The sequence below is a fragment of the Zeaxanthinibacter sp. PT1 genome (genome assembly GCF_028464225.1).
In the GTDB taxonomy this organism is placed as follows: Bacteria; Bacteroidota; Bacteroidia; order Flavobacteriales; family Flavobacteriaceae; genus Zeaxanthinibacter.
This window is the reverse complement of sequence record NZ_JAQPCN010000002.1, coordinates 383,395-400,895: the sequence shown is the minus strand read 5'-3', so window position 1 is coordinate 400,895 and position 17,501 is coordinate 383,395. Positions and strand designations below refer to the sequence as shown.

Sequence of the window (17,501 nt, the reverse complement as noted above, 5' to 3'; positions counted from 1 at the left end):
CTTAGTCTTTAGGCTTTTTGCCCTTCTTTTTTTTCTTGTTCTTTTGTTTCGCTTTCTTAAACCCATTTTCCTGTAGATCCATCAGCGCCACAAACTTGTCTTCCGGTAAACCGGCTTCTAATTCTGCTTTCTGGTTAGTGCGGATCTTTTCCATTCCCTCCCTCATTTTGTCAGGCTCAAGCCCCAGGATACGGAGCTCGATGCTTTGCTGAACATATTTGGTCAGGATAGAACTTACCACGGCCTCTTCAAAAGCGTTCAAGGGAACAACCTCCATGATTTGGGGCATCTGTTCCGCAACGATCTCTTCTGCTGTAAGAGGTTTCACTTCTTCCTGTTTTGGCTCCGGTCCTCTGGGGAGGCCACTTCGCTGCCTTCCGTAGCGACCGCTGTTGCCGTAACCATACTGGGCTTCAACCCAGCTTATACTGAGTATTATAAATACAAGGGTCAGGAGTGAAAGTCTACAGTTCTTCATGATGTTTAATGAATGTATGATTAAGATGAACAATGTTGGTTTAACCGACTTTGGTTAAATGTTTGTTAAATGAAAAAACCCGTTCTCAGCCTGCTACTATAAGACGTTTAAAATCAGAGTATTTCATGGATTTTTTCGGCGGGCCTGCCGATAACTGCCCTCCCGTCTTTAACGACAATAGGGCGTTCTATCAATTTAGGATGAGCCACCATGGCATTTATGACCTCTTTCTCGCTCAGCGATTTTCCTTTAAAGTCACTTTTCCATATGGCTTCATTTTTACGAACCAATTGCTCCGCAGGGATGTCCAGGGCTTGCAGCAGATCGGATAGCTCCTTCGCATTTAAAGGTTCGTCCAGGTACCGGACAATTTCAAATGAATTACCGCTATTTTCGAGTATAGCCAAGCCTTCCCTGGACTTCCTGCACCGGGGATTGTGATATATTTTGATCATGTGTTTGTTCTAGTTCTAAATTCAGATCTCTTCTTCCTTCTGCCCGGCCATCATCAGGTACGCTTTCAGGAAGGGATCTAAAGCGCCGTCCATCACAGCGTCTACATTTCCTGTTTCCTTCCCGGTACGCACGTCTTTGACCAGTTTATAAGGGTGCATGACATAATTCCGTATCTGCGACCCCCATTCTATCTTCATTTTTGAAGATTCTATGGCTTCTCTTGCTTCCATCTTTTTACGCAGCTCTATTTCATAAAGCTGGGACTTAAGCATTTTAAGGGCCGTGGCCCGGTTATCGTGCTGGGAACGCGAATCTGAACAAGAAATCTGTATCCCGGTAGGTTTGTGGTACAACTGTACTTTTGTCTCTACCTTGTTCACATTCTGTCCTCCTGCACCGCTGGATCTTGCCGTGGTGATCTCGATATCTGAGGGATTGACATCGATCTCGATAGTGTCATCCACCAGGGGATAAACATAGACTGATGCAAAGGAAGTATGTCTCTTGGCATTACTGTCAAAAGGTGAGATACGTACCAAGCGGTGAACTCCATTCTCTCCTTTTAGCCAACCAAAGGCGTAATCTCCTTCAATTTCAAGGGTAACGGTCTTTATCCCCGCTACATCTCCTTCCTGGTAATTGAGTTCCTTAACCTTGTACTTATGCTTTTCGGCCCACATCATATACATCCGCATCAGCATTGAGGCCCAATCACAGCTTTCAGTACCACCTGCTCCTGCGGTGATCTGCAATACCGCCGTCAGGTCATCACCTTCATCGGATAACATGTTGCGGAATTCCAATTTCTCCAGAGCTTCCAGGGCCTTGTCATACTGCTGCTGAACTTCGGATTCTGAAATATCACCTTCTTTCTGGAATTCCAATAGTACTTCAAGGTCAGCAGCCAGGGATTTTGCTTCATCAAAATCCTCGACCCAACTCTTGATGGATTGTAGTTTTTTCATCTGGGCCTGTGCCTCCTGGGGGTTGTCCCAGAAATCAGGTTCCAGTGTTTTTTCTTCTTCGTTTTCTATTTCGACAAGCTTGGCATCTATGTCAAAGATACCTCCTTAACGCACCAAGGCGCTCTATAAGACCTTTATGAAGATCTGTATTAACCATAATTCAGTATTTAATGGCTCAAAAATAAGGTTCTTTTTTAAGAATCTATAAGAGTTGTTATTCTATTGTTGGCATGCTACCTGTACAGCGTGTGAAGTTCGGTTTTCTCCCAGGGTATAGAGAACGCCGGTGAGGGGAGAACATTCGCTGTAATCCCTGCCATGAGCCACTTTTATATGGTTGCTGCCTACTAACAGGTTATTTGTAGGATCAAAACCTACCCACCCAACCCTCGGGATATATACCTCTGCCCAGGCATGCATCTGGGAATCCCCGAAATATCCACTTCCCTGGTGTAAATACCCGGAGACATAGCGAGCAGGGATGCGATGTTTGCGAACCAGGGCCAGGAAAAGATGTGTAAAATCCTGGCATACTCCCTTTCTGTGCTTAAACAGTTCCTCCAGGGTGGTTTCTACGGTAGTAACGCCCGGGGTAAATTTTATGTATTCGTATACCCAACTATTCAGCTCCTGTATATTGGTAAAAATATCCTGCTCCCGGTTCCACTGAAATCCGGGTTCTGAATTAATGGGAAGAGTAGTATAGGAGGTAGGCCGGAGGTAACTGTCATGGTCTACCCTGAATTCGAGGGACTCCAGGGTGGAGTAATCCTTTTCCGGGTCCTGGGGAGGAATAAAATCAAAGGGATTCACCTGTTCCTTGACCAATTTGAAACTCGCGGTAAAAGAGATGTCTTTAAAAGGCTGACCCGGGGTTACCCGGATCGTCCTGAAGCCTTGGCTATTCTCAGAATAGGAAACAGGGGAGTCTAAGGAATTGTTGAATTTAACATCCTTAACACTCTGATTATCACTATCTTCTGGAATAATTAAAAATTGCCATATAGCATTTTCAACCAAATTTTCGTAGTGGTTCTCAGCGGAGTAGGTGATGGAATATTCTAATGGCATATTGAGGAATATTGGCAAAATTAAGCTAAGGTCACAAATGTCAGTAGTTAAAAAATTCTTTTTCTAACTTATCTGCAATTAAAACAAGGTCGTTCAGCTTGGTCTCTATAAAGTCCCTGATATTACCTTCTATTTCTTCAATATGTTTAAATTTTAATTCGGCCCTCACTTTCTCTATAAAGAATGCAGCGGAGTCCTTACTGGGATTTTTGCTTTTCTCCAGGACATGTATATGCTTACTGACCTGGTCCAGGCTATTCATGACAGACCTGGGACAGCTGCCATTGAGGATCAGGAATTCCAGCGTACTCAGGCTACTGGGCGATTTTTTGTAGAATCTTCGCATCATGTCGTAAGATTCGGCACATTTAAGTAAGGTGATCCACTCAAAGCTCTTACCTACATCCTGATCATAACCGTTCCTGGCCAGTAGGGCGTCGTTGTATTTTGCATTGATGATCCTGATTATCTGTGTGGCCCGTTCCAGGTTCATTCCCATCATGATAATAGCATAAACTTCATCGTGCAATAGGGTTGCGCGAATCTTACCCCTCAGGATAGTCGTCATTTCAGTGATGTTTACACAGAAATCGTAGAGCCCTCGCTTCACATATAAGTCCTGGTCATAGTTTAGAACAAAGTGGTAAAATTTATTGATCGCCTCGTATAATTCGGTAGAGATCAGGTCCCTGGCGCTATTGGCATTTTCTCGCGTGGATTTTACATTATTGATGATGGAGAATCCCTTTTCCGAGTTCAGGCCAAGATCATGGAGTACCTCTATTTCATCTAATATTTCATCGGGGTCATTTGCGGGGTCTCCTACCATGAATTTCATAGACCGCAGTACAAATTGTCTGTCCTGGGACAGTTCGTTAGGGGCATCCAGGGAGGAGAAATAGTTGACGTGCATATACCGGGCTACATGTTCTGACCTTTCTATATATCTCCCCATCCAGTATAGGTTATTGGCTACTCTTGCTAACATATTTGGTTTAGTTATCTTTTAATACCCAGGTGTCTTTAGAGCCACCTCCTTGTGAAGAATTTACGACCAGGTTGCCCTTCTGTAGAGCCACCCTGCTTAACCCGCCCTTGAGAACAAAATCTTTCTTGTCCCCTAGCAATGTAAAAGTTCTCAGGTCTACGTGCCTTTGTTCAAAAGACTGGCTTTCGTCTATATAGGTGGGATGTACCGAAAGAGACATAATAGGTTGCGCAATATATTTACGGGGCTCTTTTTTTATCTTTTCTCTTACCTCCGCTATTTGCTCTTTGGTCAGTTTGTTCCCGATAGAAATACCGTAACCGCCGGACTCATCTACGGGTTTGACCACCAGTTCCGAAATGTGTTCCAGCACATATTTCAGTTCCTCGGGCCTGCTGCAATGATAGGTGTGTACGTTATTCAATATAGGTTCTTCATCCAGGTAGTATTTAATGATCTGGGGCATATAGGTGTATACTGCCTTATCATCCGCAACCCCGGTGCCCGGAGCATTAGCAAGGCAAACATTGCCTTTTCGATAGGCCGCAAATATCCCGGGTACCCCCAGGGTGGAATCGGCCCGGAACTCGAGAGGGTCCATAAAAAGATCATCCACCCTTCGGTATATCACGTCTACTTTCTGTGGCCCGCTGATGGTTTTCATATAAACAAAATCATTTTCCACGTACAAGTCTCTTCCTTCTACCAGCTCCACACCCATGGCCTTCGCCAGGTATGAGTGTTCGTAATAAGCAGAGTTATACATCCCGGGAGTGATCACCACGCAGGTGGGGAAATCAATCCCCTTCGGCTTCACGCTCTGTAGTATTTCCAGGAGATTTTCCGCGTAATTGGTCACGGTGTGTGCACGGTAGTGATTGAAAACTCCGAAGAGGGCTCTTTTCAGGGCAGTCCGGTTACACACCACGTAACTGACCCCAGAAGGACATCTGATGTTGTCTTCGAGTACGTAATACTCGCCGTCAGAATGTTTAATAATATCTGTTCCGGAGACGTGATTATAGATACCTCCGGGTGGATCAACCCCTATCATGGCCTGGAGGTAGTTGGCAGAAGACCCGATCAGGTCCATAGGAACAATGCCATCTTTAAGAATTTTCTTGTCGTGGTAGATATCCCATAGAAATAAGTTCAGCGCCCGGCTTCGCTGTAGGGCCCCACTTTCTATATGATCCCATTCCTTAGCCCCGATGATCCTGGGAAAAAGGTCAAAAGGAAATATCTTTTCCTTGGTCTCTTTTTCGCCGTAAACCTGGAAGGTAATCCCCTGGTTAAAAAATGAGGATTTGGCCTTATTATTCAGCTGCATATAATCCTCGATCGAATGACCGCAGTAAAGTTTAAAGAGGGTTTCGTAAAGTTCTTTAGTCTCTCCCTGGGCATTAAAGACTTCGTCATAAAGCCCATCGTTATATTCGTAACAAGAAAAAATCGGGTTGGTCTGCGTGATCATAAAGCTGGTTTTTCTCCTCTTAAGATAGTTGTTTTTTGAGCAAATAAGTAGCTGGGAAACAAGGGATAAGAAAATATTGTCAAAAAGAATAAATTATGGGGTTCAATTTGAGTACTTGTGAGCAGTAGAAATGGTATTTTATCAAATTCCTATTTCAATGATTTTATATACTTTTAGACGCAAAACCACTGTATGAAACGTTTCCTGATCTCTGCAATCGTATTTTTTTCTATTTCCGGGCTTTTTTCGCAGGAGTTCGATAAAAGCAAAAATTTCAATAAATCTGAAGGCTTCTTTAACTACTTCTATGATTCCGGTTCTGATAAAATATACCTGGAAGTGAAAGAGTTGGAAAAAGATTTCCTCTATGTGTATTCGCTGAGCAGCGGAATCGGGAGTAATGACATCGGCCTGGATCGGGGTCAGCTGGGTAATGAACAAGTGGTATTCTTCCGTAAGGCGGGGAACAAGCTCTTGCTGATACAACCTAACCTGAAGTTCCGGGCTATTTCTGACAATGACTTAGAAAAAAAATCAGTGACCGAGGCTTTTGCAAAATCTGTCCTTTACGGGTTCAAGATCGAGGAGGAGAAGGAGGGGAGCTACCTGATAGATATCACCGATTTCCTGATGCAGGATATGCATGGTGTAGGCCAGCGGTTAAAAAGTAACGGCCAGGGAACCTATAGTGTGGACAGCAGTAAAAGCGCCATTTCCCTGGACCGGACCAAAGCTTTCCCTGAAAATGTTGAATTTGATGTTATCCTGACTTTTAAAGGTAACCCTGAAGGGGGGTATATCAGGTCCGTAACGCCCGATGCCAGGTTAGTGACGGTCAACCAGCACCATTCGTTCATCGCATTACCTGATGCTGATTATGAGCAAAGGGAATACGATCCACGTTCCGGTTCCTATCCATTTTCCTATTACGATTATGCCACACCCGTAAACCAACCCATCCTGAAAAGATTTGTAACCCGGCATCGCCTGAAGAAGAAGGATCCATCGGCAGCGGTCAGCGAAGCGGTAGAACCTATCATTTATTATCTGGACAATGGAACACCGGAACCCGTCCGCACTGCCTTGCTGGAGGGTGGTCGATGGTGGGACCAGGCTTTTGAGGCCATTGGCTATAAAAATGCCTTCCAGGTAAAAGTACTTCCCGATGATGCAGACCCCCTGGATGCGAGGTATAACGTGATCCAATGGGTGCATAGATCTACTCGTGGCTGGAGTTACGGCAGCAGTATAACCGATCCCAGGACCGGTGAGATTATAAAAGGACACGTAAGCCTCGGAAGTCTGAGGATTCGCCAGGATTACCTGATCGCCCAGGCGCTTAGTAACAAACCTTTTGCAGAAAGGGATGATAATGACCAGGCTATGCTAGACCTTGCCCTGGCGAGGATACGGCAATTATCAGCACACGAGATCGGGCACACTCTTGGCTTTGCCCATAATTTCGCAGCAAGTACTAACGACCGGGCATCGGTCATGGATTATCCACATCCAAAAATCTACATTGAAGATGGACAAATACAGTTCAAGGATGCCTATGATACGGGTATAGGTGCATGGGACAAAGTGACCGTCGCCTATTCCTATTCCGATTTTGCAGAAGGAACGGATGAATCAGCAGCACTAGATCAGATACTCAGTGACGCCTCCAGGGAAGGGCTACGCTATATCTCTGACCAGGATGCACGCCCGATGGGTGGTGCCCACGGCCTTGCTCACCTTTGGGATAATGGGGCTAAGTCTTACAAGGAGCTGGAGAACGTCCTGGCGGTAAGGGAAATGGCCATATCCAATTTCTCAGCAGACAATATCAGGACCGGGGAACCGTATTCCCTGCTCGAAGATGTATTTGCTCCCTTGTATTTCTATCACCGTTACCAGACTGAAGCCGTTGCCAAGGTGGTCGGCGGATTGGATTATAATTATACGGTGAAGGGGGATGGCCAGCTCAGTGTTGCGCAACTTCCCAGAAAAGAACAGGAAAAAGCGCTTGAAGGAGTATTGAAAACATTGGATGCTGAAATTATCGCGATCCCTGAAGATAAACTACCCTTATTCCCACCCAGGGCCATTGGTTATCCACGTAGCAGGGAATCCATAAAGGGAAGAACAGGAGTTTCTTTCGATGCGTTGTCGGCCGCCGAAACAGCAGCAGATATGTCCCTGTCCTTACTGCTTCACCCGGAGCGTGCTTCCAGGTTAGTACAACAACAGGCCGTCAGCCCCGGCCAGTTAGGGCTGAATGATGTGCTCAACAGCCTTGTTAAAGCAACCATTGGCAATAAATTGAAGGATGATTACCATGCCGGGGTACAGGAGGTAATCAATTTCAGGGTGCTGTTTCACCTGATGTCCCTGGCATCAAATACAGAAGTACATCCGCAGGTAAATGCAGTAGTACATCAAAAAATAAAAGAACTGCGCGGGGAGTATAAAGAACAGGCTAAAGATCCTGTAGCGATGGAGATGCTGCGGAGGATAGATAATTATTACGAGCACCCGGAATTGTTCAAAGTCCCGGATGCACCAAAGATTCCCGATGGATCACCTATTGGGATGGATTGTATGAACTAAGAAATAATATGGATATAAACCTGATAAGTGATACAGTAACTAAACCATCGGCTGCTATGTTAGAGGCGATGTTCTCGGCAGCCGTAGGAGATGATGTTTTTAAGGCAGACCCTACGGTTAATGCCCTGGAAGAAAAAATAGCATCGCTCTTCGGTATGGAAGCAGCGCTATTCTTTCCCAGCGGCACCATGGCGAACCAGACCGCGATAAAAATACATACTAGGCCGGGAGACCAACTTATATGTGATAAATATGCCCACGTTTATAATTACGAAGGGGGAGGAGTTAGCTTTAACAGCGGGGTCTCTTGTAAACTTGTCGATGGACAGCGCGGGATGATCACGGCTGATTTGGTGGAAGCCGCTATAAATCCACCCGATTTCTATCACAGTCCGCGTACTGCTTTGGTATGTATGGAAAACACCACCAACAAAGGTGGAGGTGCTTGTTATGATTTCACCGAATTGGAACGGGTAAGGGAGGTATGTGACCACCACGGTTTAGCATATCACCTGGACGGGGCAAGGCTGTGGAATGCCATGGAGGTAAAAGGAGAGTCGCCGGAAATGTACGGGCAATTGTTCGACACTATCAGCGTCTGCCTGAGTAAAGGCCTGGGATGCCCTGTGGGCTCAGTCCTCTTGGGTACCAAGGAAGTGATGAAAGAAGCCCTCAGAATCAGGAAGGTACTGGGTGGGGGTATGAGGCAAGCCGGTTACCTGGCTGCTGCCGGGATCTATGCCCTGGACCACCATCGCAAGCGCCTTTCGGAAGACCATGCTAAGGCAAGGGAATTGGGAGAAGTACTGCAAAACTTACCTTTTGTCAATAAGGTTGAGCCAATAGAGACGAACATCGTGATTTTTGAAACAGATGAGGATCAGATGAGCAGTGAAGCCTGTATGGAAGCCTTAAAGCGTCACAAGATCCATGTGATCGGTATGGGACAGGGGAAAGTGCGGATGGTAACTCATATGGATTATACAGATGAAATGCACCAGGAAGTGATTCAACGTTTGCAGAAATTATAGTTGGGAGTGATCGGTCATGCCATCCAGGGTTTTACGGATGTTCTTTATACCGTTCTCCAATCCTGATTCTGAGAGGTATTCCTGGCTGGTCCCGATCAGCTTGCCGTTCACATCCTTCAGGTAGAAGATAAATTTACCGTTGTGGTTGGTCTTTCTTTCAAAAACCATGTGATCATCGATCAGAGAAGGCAGCATTTCCACGGTGCGTAAGATGGTCTCCTTATCCCTGTAAGGGACACTGTTCAGCAGCACACTTCCGCTGTTGGTTCTCAAGGTGAACTGGTACTGCTTTTCTTTATTTTTTTCAATCTTAATCATGCGGCCTTTTCTTTAAATGTAACAAAAATATTGATTTTACACCTTTCATGTAACCGTAGAAATTTGTTATATTGTAGTTAACACCTTGTTGTTCAATCGCTTGTTGTTCCTCGATTTTCAGAGTGAACTTCTTTGGTATTCAGCAAGTGGATTTCCGGGTTGTCGAATTAGCTGTTGCAATAATAATGTCCGTATAGCGGTCAGAAATCGGACCATGAATGCATCAGCCTGGAAATAGTTACCGTATGGGCGGTCTAGGTGTTTGCGATTAAAAAAAGAGCTCATCACCCCTAGAAGATAGGGACGGTGAGCTCTCTCGCTTTTGGGATTTACCTAATTACTATTTCAGGAAAGAATCCATTCCCGGGATATTTGGCATTCCTTCCTTGGCAACCGCTGCCAACTCGGTCTCGTTGACATTTGTTGCTTTTTCAATGGCTTTATTCAAGGTGATTACCAGGTAATCTTCCAGTTTTTCTTTATCGACAAGCAGGGCATCATCAACTTCTATACTTTTAATGTTCCTGTTGGCCGTAATCGTTACCTTCAGCAAGTCTTCAGGGGACGTTTCCTCTATATATACAGAGTTAAGGCGTTCCTTGGTTGCTTTTACTTTTTCCTGGGTTTCTTTTAGTTTCCCCATCATTCCCATCATATCTCCGAACATAATTTTTCTTTTAGAATATTGTGTATACAAATTTACTAATTTGTAAGGCATTTCAGTATTAATCCAATCAACCTTATGAGTGCCACTGCTATTCACCTATTAAGTCTTATTTTTGCCAGCGTTTTTCAGTCACAAATACACCCTATGCAAGATACGATAGCGCCTGACGTTAAGAAACAACCCAAAGAACTCACTATCCATGGAGATACAAGGATAGATAATTACTACTGGTTGAACGATCGCGAAGATCCTGAGGTGATCGCTTACCTGGAAGCCGAAAATGCCTATTTTAATGCTATGACGGCACATACCAAAAATTTCCAGGACAGCCTGTTTGCGGAAATGCGTGGCCGGATTAAGGAAGATGACACCTCCGTACCTTACAAGTATAACGGGTATTGGTACATCACCCGTTATGAGACGGGGAAAGAATACCCGGTTTATTCCCGGAAAAAAGAAAGCCTGCAGGCCCCTGAAGAGGTGATGTTTGATGGAAACCTGATGGCCGATGGGCACGAGTATTTTAATCTCAGGGGAATTTCGGTTAGCCCGGATAACGCTATGGTAGCCTATGGTACGGATACCGTGTCCAGGAGACAGTATAATATACAGGTTAAAGATCTGAAAACCGGTGAGGTATTCCCGGAGATCATTGAGAATACCACCGGGAGTGGGGTATGGGCTAATGATAATAAGACCCTTTTCTACACTAAGAAAGACCCTGTAACCCTACGTTCGGATAAGATCTATAAGCATGTGCTGGGCACTTCGCCAGAAGAAGATCAATTGGTCTACCACGAGAAGGATGAAACCTTCAACACCTATGTATATAAATCCAAATCGCGGAAATACATCATAATTGGATCTGGCAGTACAATGACTACGGAGTACAGGGTGCTTCATGCCGATACCCCTGAAGAAGATTTCAAAATATTTACCCCAAGGGTCCGAGGCTTGGAATACAGTATTTCTCATTTTGGAGATAACTTCTATGTGCTGACCAATAAGGATAATGCAACCAATTTTAAACTGATGAAAACTCCGGAAGACAAAACATCTTCGGAGTATTGGGAAGAGTTTATACCACATCGCGATTCAGTTTTGCTGGAGGATGTCGAGATCTTTCAGAATTATTACGTCATCACCGAAAGAGACCAGGGTCTTAATAAGATGAAGATCACTCGGTGGGATTCCGGGGATAGTTATTACCTCCCCTTTGACAATGAGACTTATGTGGCCTATCCTTATATCAACCCTGATTTTAATACAGACACCCTGCGGTATATTTATAATTCGATGACATCGCCTTATGCTGTTATCGATATGGACATGAATACTAAGGAAAAGGTGATCAAAAAAGAACAGGAAGTTCTTGGCGGGGTGTTTAAAAAGGAAAATTATCGTTCAGAAAGAATATGGGCCGAGGGCAGGGACGGAACCAGGATTCCGGTTTCCCTGGTTTACCATAAAGATACCAAGCTCGGGAAGAATACCCCGCTGCTGCAATATGGTTACGGGGCATATGGTTATACCTCTGACCCCTATTTCTCAACTGTGAGGCTCAGCTTACTCGACAGGGGATTCGTGTACGCTATCGCACACGTACGCGGAGGTGAATACCTGGGAAGGCAATGGTACGAGGATGGTCGTCTCTTTAAAAAGAAAAATACTTTTTATGATTTCATCGACGTGTCCAAGCACTTGCTTAAAGAAGGATATACGAGCAAAGGACACCTCTATGCCTACGGAGGATCGGCCGGCGGTTTGTTGATGGGAGCCATAGTGAACATGGCACCGGAGCTTTATAACGGGATCATTGCTGCAGTTCCTTTCGTGGATGTTATAACGACCATGCTAGACGAATCTATTCCCCTGACCACGGGGGAGTATGATGAATGGGGGAACCCTAATGATAAAGACTACTACGACTATATAAAATCGTATTCTCCTTATGATAACGTAACGGCACAGGATTACCCGAATATGCTGGTCACCACGGGACTGCATGATTCACAGGTACAGTATTGGGAACCGGCCAAGTGGGTGGCCAAGCTCAGGGATATGAAGACCGATACCAACCTCCTTTTCATGGAAACCAATATGGAAGCGGGTCATGGTGGCGCGTCCGGTAGATTTGAAGCCCTGAAAGAGACGGCCAGGGAGTACGCCTTTTTACTTGATTTAGAGGGGAAAACCGAATAATTAAAAAAAAAATGTAATTTTGACCCCGGAATCTGCTCCCTTTTGGGAGGCTATTCGATTAACCACGCTTTATGGAACATAAGATACAAGCTTTTGACAGCGTCCTTGACCTTATTGGAAACACTCCATTAATCAGACTGAACAAAATTGCTTCTCCTTATAAAGGAGATTTCTATGCCAAAGTTGAAGCCTTTAACCCGGGTCATTCTTCCAAGGACAGGATTGCTTCTTATATTATCCAGGAAGCTGAGAAAAAAGGAATACTGACCCCCGGAAGTACCATCATTGAAACTACCTCGGGAAACACCGGCTTCTCTATAGCTATGGTCAGTATAATAAAGGGTTACCAGTGCATCCTGGCCGTTAGTTCAAAATCTTCTAAGGATAAAATTGATATGCTGAGGTCTATGGGGGCCAAAGTTTACGTTTGTCCCGCTCACGTCAGTGCTGATGACCCCAGGTCTTATTACCAGGTAGCCAAAAGACTACACGAGGAGACCAAAGGATCTATATATATCAACCAATATTTCAACGAACTGAACATGGAGGCACATTATCAATCTACCGGTCCCGAGATATGGGAGCAGACCGGCGGACAGATAACGCATCTTGTTGCATGTAGTGGAACAGGGGGGACCATCTCCGGTACTGCGCGATTCTTAAAAGAGCAGAATCCGAATATCAGGATACTGGGTGTGGATGCTTTTGGATCCGTACTGAAAAAATATCACGAGACAGGCGAATTTGACGCAGAGGAGATCTATCCTTACCGTATAGAAGGCCTGGGGAAGAACCTGATCCCGGATGCAACGGATTTTTCTTCCATTGATGAATTTATGAAGGTCACCGATGAAGAATCGGCACATATGGCACGAGAAATATCAAGGAGCGAAGGCATCTTCGCCGGGTACACCTGTGGTGCTGTAATGCAGGCTGTGAAGCAATTTGCTGCACGGGGCGAGTTTACAGAAGATAGCAAAGTAGTGGTCATTTTCCCGGATCACGGTTCCAGGTACATGAGCAAAGTGTACAGCGACCAGTGGATGAACGACCAGGGCTTCTTTGACAGCAAGCACGTGAGCGAGGAGCAGCAGATCCAATTCGTTAAGTAAATAACATTCATTATCAATTCATAACTGTTTGAGGGCATGGAATCCCACAGGAAATCTTGTGCGGAATTTTACAGCGAATCCAAATAGAAATTCATAATTTTACAACTTTGTGAATAAACGTAACGTAGCGCCCCCGGCGCTGTCCTTTCATGGGACTGAATTCACGTCAACATCAAGCTAAACTACATGAGAGATTTATTCGAAAGAATTATTGAAAACAAGGGCCCTTTAGGAAAATGGGCATCACAAGCAGAAGGATATTTTGTGTTTCCAAAGCTAGAAGGACCTATCTCTAACCGTATGAAATTCCAAGGTAAAGATGTAATTACCTGGAGTATCAATGATTACCTGGGGTTGGCAAACCGACCGGAAACTAAGAAAGTAGACGGGGATGCCGCTTATGAGCACGGTGCAGCTTACCCTATGGGAGCACGTATGATGAGCGGTCATACAGATTTCCATGAACAATTGGAAAATGAGTTGGCTGAATTCGTGGATAAGGAAGCTGCTTACCTCTTAAATTTCGGATACCAGGGAATCATGTCAGCTATAGATGCATTGGTTTCTAAAGACGATATCATAGTTTATGATGTAGATTCGCACGCTTGTATCATTGACGGGGTACGCTTACATGTAGGAAAGCGTTTTACATTTAAGCATAACGATATAGACAGCCTGGAGAAAAACCTTGAAAGAGCCACCAAAATGGCAGAACAGACCGGTGGTGGTATCCTGGTGATCTCTGAAGGCGTATTCGGAATGAGAGGAGAACAAGGGAAACTAAAAGAGATAGTTGCCCTTAAGAAAAAATTTAACTTCCGCCTTTTAGTGGATGACGCCCATGGTTTCGGAACTTTGGGAAAAACAGGAGCCGGAGCTGGTGAAGAACAAGGGGTGCAGAAAGACATCGATGTTTATTTTGCAACCTTCGCTAAATCATTGGCCGGTATCGGGGCCTTCCTGGCCGCAGACCAGGAGATCATTGATTACCTGAAATACAACCTGCGCTCACAGATGTTTGCCAAGTCTCTTCCCATGATCTATGTGAAAGGAGCACTTAAGCGTCTGGATATGTTGCGCACTATGCCGGAACTGAAAGAAAAGCTATGGGAAAACGTAAATGCTTTACAAAACGGGCTCAAAGCGCGTGGTTTTGATATCGGGACTACCTCCAGTTGTGTTACCCCGGTTTACCTAAATGGTAGTATCCCTGAAGCTATGGCCCTGGTTAAAGACCTGCGTGAGAATTACGGGATTTTCTGTTCTATCGTAGTATACCCGGTGATACCTAAAGGGCTGATCTTACTCAGGATGATCCCTACGGCATCCCACACCATGGAAGATATTGAAGAGACCCTTGAGGCCTTCTCTGCAATCCGTGACAGGTTGGAAAATGGTACTTATAAACGTCTGTCCGCAGCAGTAGCGGCAGCTATGGGAGAATAAGATCCTTACACCCAAAATAAAAAAGGGACCCGTAATTGGGTCCCTTTCTTTTTCTATCGAAGTGGTTTTTTGTAGGTCCGTCTTCGTTTATAGATTTCCGGGTCAAAATGCTTCCACATCTGACGGATAGCGACATTCTCTTCCAGTTCAGGAGTCCTGATGCAGTTAACGATGCCTTTCTCGGTAAAGGTTTTATGGTATTCATTGAAGATCACAGAGGTAACTCCTTTGTTCTGGTATTCCGGGTGGATCCCAATGAGATAAAAGATCACATCTTTACTGTGTTTCTTAGCCTGCAGGAGGTGGTAAAATCCAAAAGGGAACAGCTTCCCATTCGCTTTCTGCATTGCTTTGGAGTAGGAGGGCATCACGATTGCAAAGGCCACGATTTCATCTTTGCTGTCTAGTACAAACTTGATGTATTCAGGGTTGATAAATCCCAGGAATTTTTTCTTAAAATAGGCTTTCTGAACTTCCGTAATCGGAACAAAAGAAGAGAGTTTACTGTAGGTCTCGTTGAAAAGATCAAACATTTTATCTGCATACGGGATGATTTCGCTGGTTTTGCTGAAATTCATAGCCTTTAGTCCGTATCGCTGTTTGATCATCTCATTGAGCTTAACAAATAATTTAGGATCTGCATTGCTGGCAGGGAAGCGGTTCTCCATGTATTCCTTTTCCTTGACCATGTCCCAGCGTTCATAATGTTTTTGGTAATAGTCATAATTATACCAGGTTATCATGGTGCCTATACTGTCAAAACCTTCGGTAAGTACGCCTACCTTATCCAGGTTAGAGAACCCCACCGGGCCCTCCATGAATTCCAGTTGGTGAGCCTTCCCTATATCGGCGACTTGTTGTAAAAGTGCCTCGGAAACCGCATAGTCATCAATAAAGTCGAACCAACCAAAACGCATTTTCTTGATTTTCTGATCTTTCACCTCGATCCAGTTGACAATAGCCGCAATGCGCCCTGCGATTTTTCCGTTCTTATAGGCCAGGAAATAGCGAGCCTCGGCATTTTTGAAGACAGGGTTTTCATTCTTGTCAAAGGAAGATAGCTCTTCCGAGATAAGTGGCGGGACCCAATAAGGAGAGTCTTTGTACAAGGTAAAAGGAAATTTGACGAACTTCTTAAGTCCGGCCTTGTCGGTCACTTCTTCAATACTTACCATAGCTCTGTTTTGTACGGTCAATATTAGGAATAATTGCCATTAGATTAAAGCTGTACCGCAAATTATTCAGTGTGGTTGCTGATGAGATCAGAAATCAATCTCGTCTTTCTTAGCTTTCTTCTGTTTCTTTTTAAGTTGCCTTAACTGTTTTTTTGTCGGTCCAAGATCAATATCCTCAGCTCCACTGCCTTTTTTACCCCTTTTCCTTCCTTTGCCCTTCATAGCATTTCGTTTGATCAAGCCACCATTCTGCCCTGCATCCTGGTCTTCAATTGCTTTTACCTCGTCTGTATGACCGTCTATACGGTAAGACATTCCCAGTCCTCCAATGATCCGGCTCGGGGTGTTTTTAAAACTGGCACCCAGGTACAGGTCTGCCTGGAAATTCTCCGAAAATAAATGAGCGACACCCCCGCGCAACAATTGATCCGCATAGCGATCACTCTTAATACCCTGGTTCTCTATGAACACGCTCCATCTCGGGTTAGCGAGGGCATGTGATAATGAGATAGTATAGGAGAGTTCCGGGTCATCGGTACTGATCCTGTCATAGGAAATATTGGTGATAAGGACCAATCTCGAATTCACCTTGCTCTGTGTAGCCACCATGGCCCTGTAGGATAATTCCGGGTCACCGGCGTAGAAAGGGTTGTCCCCGAAGAGGTAATTAACCCCACCATAAACGGATATGGCCGGGACCAGGTTCTTAAGCTGGAATACATTATTAGCACGCCAGCTGTAAAGGTTTGGTTTATTCTTGTCCGGGTCCTTAAACGGGTCAAACAACAAATATTTTAACCCCAGCCGATTCCGCAGGAAATCGGTTCTGCTGTCTTCAGTGTTAAAGGGGAGAAAGATCCTGTCTTGTTTTACAAATGTACCCTCATATATCAGTTCCAGGTTTTCAAACAAGAAACCATAGCGCAGGGCAAGGTCGGCTCCCAGGATATCTGATTCGGTCTGTAGCAGGCTGTGATCCTGCTGTTCGTAAAATAACCCCAGTTCTGCCTGTATAACTCCTTTCCCCACGGCATATGCGCTTACGGAAAGCCCTGGTCGATTAGAATTGATTACTTCGGTATACTGTGCCGACATCAGAAACGGAAAGGCGAAGAGCGCAAGAATAAGTATGGTTTTGGCCGATTTTATCATTAAAATAGGGGTCTTGGCGGACTGTTTTGACATTATTTTATAACTTTTCTTCCCTATTTACAACGCTCAAATTGTACTTTTGTTTCGTTAGAAAGTACGATATGGGTTTTATTAAGTTTATATTCATCATGGTACTGGGTTATTACCTGTTAAAGCTGATCGCCAGGCTCGTGGCACCCAGCCTTTTCAAGTATGCAGCCAGGAAAACCGAAGAACACTTCCGGGAACAATTCGGGCAACACGGTAACCAGGGGAAAGATGCACAGAATATCGGTGAGGTCACTGTAGATGCCAAGGGCAAGAAGAAGGATCGCGGGAAAGAAGAGATCGGTGAATACATTGAGTTCGAGGAAATAGAATAAAGCCCAGTCGCA

The 17,501-nt window shown here is 44.7% G+C and carries 16 protein-coding genes; 6 read left to right on the top strand and 10 right to left on the bottom strand.

Annotation, left to right across the window (positions count from 1 at the left end; translation table 11 throughout):
- Position 1: 1 nt before the first annotated feature.
- The 6 genes from PP178_RS08835 to PP178_RS08810 all read right to left on the bottom strand — a co-directional run bounded on the left by PP178_RS08835 (position 2) and on the right by PP178_RS08810 (position 5,432).
- Complete coding sequence (locus PP178_RS08835) at positions 2-478, bottom strand: hypothetical protein (RefSeq protein ID WP_272593981.1); 477 nt, start codon at positions 476-478, stop codon at positions 2-4.
- A 113-nt stretch (positions 479-591) separates the two neighbouring features.
- The gene (arsC, locus tag PP178_RS08830; protein WP_272593980.1) at positions 592-933 is read right to left on the bottom strand and encodes an arsenate reductase (glutaredoxin); all 342 of its coding nucleotides are present in this window, start codon (positions 931-933) and stop codon (positions 592-594) included.
- Between the two features lie 21 nt (positions 934-954).
- Positions 955-2,056, bottom strand: a protein-coding gene (gene prfB / locus PP178_RS08825; protein WP_272593979.1) for a peptide chain release factor 2 whose coding sequence is annotated in 2 segments (ribosomal slippage) — positions 955-1,992 and positions 1,994-2,056 — 1,101 coding nt in all. Because the reading frame shifts where the segments join, the coding sequence is not laid out codon by codon here.
- Between the two features lie 62 nt (positions 2,057-2,118).
- Positions 2,119-2,970, bottom strand: coding sequence for a transglutaminase-like domain-containing protein (locus PP178_RS08820; protein WP_272593978.1), 852 nt, complete (start codon positions 2,968-2,970; stop codon positions 2,119-2,121).
- A gap of 40 nt (positions 2,971-3,010) precedes the next feature.
- Positions 3,011-3,958: an alpha-E domain-containing protein gene (locus tag PP178_RS08815; protein WP_272593977.1), complete on the bottom strand. Its 948-nt coding sequence runs from the start codon at positions 3,956-3,958 to the stop codon at positions 3,011-3,013.
- 7 nt (positions 3,959-3,965) lie between these two features.
- Positions 3,966-5,432, bottom strand: coding sequence for a circularly permuted type 2 ATP-grasp protein (locus PP178_RS08810; RefSeq protein ID WP_272593976.1), 1,467 nt, complete (start codon positions 5,430-5,432; stop codon positions 3,966-3,968).
- Positions 5,433-5,624: 192 nt separating this feature from the next.
- Here PP178_RS08810 and PP178_RS08805 point away from each other — a divergent pair, with 192 nt between their 5' ends.
- The gene (locus PP178_RS08805; RefSeq protein WP_272593975.1) at positions 5,625-8,024 is read left to right on the top strand and encodes a zinc-dependent metalloprotease; all 2,400 of its coding nucleotides are present in this window, start codon (positions 5,625-5,627) and stop codon (positions 8,022-8,024) included.
- 8 nt (positions 8,025-8,032) lie between these two features.
- Positions 8,033-9,055 carry a threonine aldolase family protein gene (locus PP178_RS08800; protein ID WP_272593974.1) on the top strand — a complete coding sequence of 341 codons (1,023 nt, stop codon included), beginning with the start codon at positions 8,033-8,035 and terminating at the stop codon, positions 9,053-9,055.
- Here PP178_RS08800 and PP178_RS08795 read toward each other — a convergent pair.
- A complete protein-coding gene (locus PP178_RS08795; protein ID WP_272593973.1) occupies positions 9,050-9,373 on the bottom strand; it encodes a YegP family protein in 324 nt (107 codons plus the stop codon). The genes PP178_RS08800 and PP178_RS08795 overlap by 6 nt on opposite strands.
- Positions 9,374-9,713: 340 nt before the next feature.
- A complete protein-coding gene (locus PP178_RS08790; RefSeq protein WP_272593972.1) occupies positions 9,714-10,040 on the bottom strand; it encodes a YbaB/EbfC family nucleoid-associated protein in 327 nt (108 codons plus the stop codon).
- 144 nt (positions 10,041-10,184) lie between these two features.
- Between PP178_RS08790 and PP178_RS08785 the strand changes: the two genes are divergently transcribed.
- The 3 genes from PP178_RS08785 to PP178_RS08775 all read left to right on the top strand — a co-directional run bounded on the left by PP178_RS08785 (position 10,185) and on the right by PP178_RS08775 (position 14,800).
- A complete protein-coding gene (locus tag PP178_RS08785) occupies positions 10,185-12,242 on the top strand; it encodes a S9 family peptidase (protein WP_272593971.1) in 2,058 nt (685 codons plus the stop codon).
- A gap of 71 nt (positions 12,243-12,313) precedes the next feature.
- Positions 12,314-13,354, top strand: coding sequence for a PLP-dependent cysteine synthase family protein (locus PP178_RS08780; RefSeq protein WP_272593970.1), 1,041 nt, complete (start codon positions 12,314-12,316; stop codon positions 13,352-13,354).
- A gap of 186 nt (positions 13,355-13,540) precedes the next feature.
- Positions 13,541-14,800 (top strand): aminotransferase class I/II-fold pyridoxal phosphate-dependent enzyme, encoded by a 1,260-nt coding sequence (locus tag PP178_RS08775; RefSeq protein WP_272593969.1) that lies wholly within the window; start codon positions 13,541-13,543, stop codon positions 14,798-14,800.
- 53 nt (positions 14,801-14,853) lie between these two features.
- Here PP178_RS08775 and PP178_RS08770 read toward each other — a convergent pair whose 3' ends face one another.
- Both PP178_RS08770 and PP178_RS08765 read right to left on the bottom strand, forming a co-directional pair.
- Positions 14,854-15,975, bottom strand: a complete 1,122-nt coding sequence (locus PP178_RS08770; protein ID WP_272593968.1) for a GTP cyclohydrolase — start codon at positions 15,973-15,975, stop codon at positions 14,854-14,856.
- Positions 15,976-16,062: 87 nt separating this feature from the next.
- Complete coding sequence (locus PP178_RS08765; protein ID WP_272593967.1) at positions 16,063-17,160, bottom strand: transporter; 1,098 nt, start codon at positions 17,158-17,160, stop codon at positions 16,063-16,065.
- Positions 17,161-17,228: 68 nt separating this feature from the next.
- Between PP178_RS08765 and PP178_RS08760 the strand changes: the two genes are divergently transcribed.
- Positions 17,229-17,489 carry a DUF4834 family protein gene (locus tag PP178_RS08760; protein ID WP_272593966.1) on the top strand — a complete coding sequence of 87 codons (261 nt, stop codon included), beginning with the start codon at positions 17,229-17,231 and terminating at the stop codon, positions 17,487-17,489.
- The last annotated feature ends 12 nt before the right edge of the window (positions 17,490-17,501 follow it).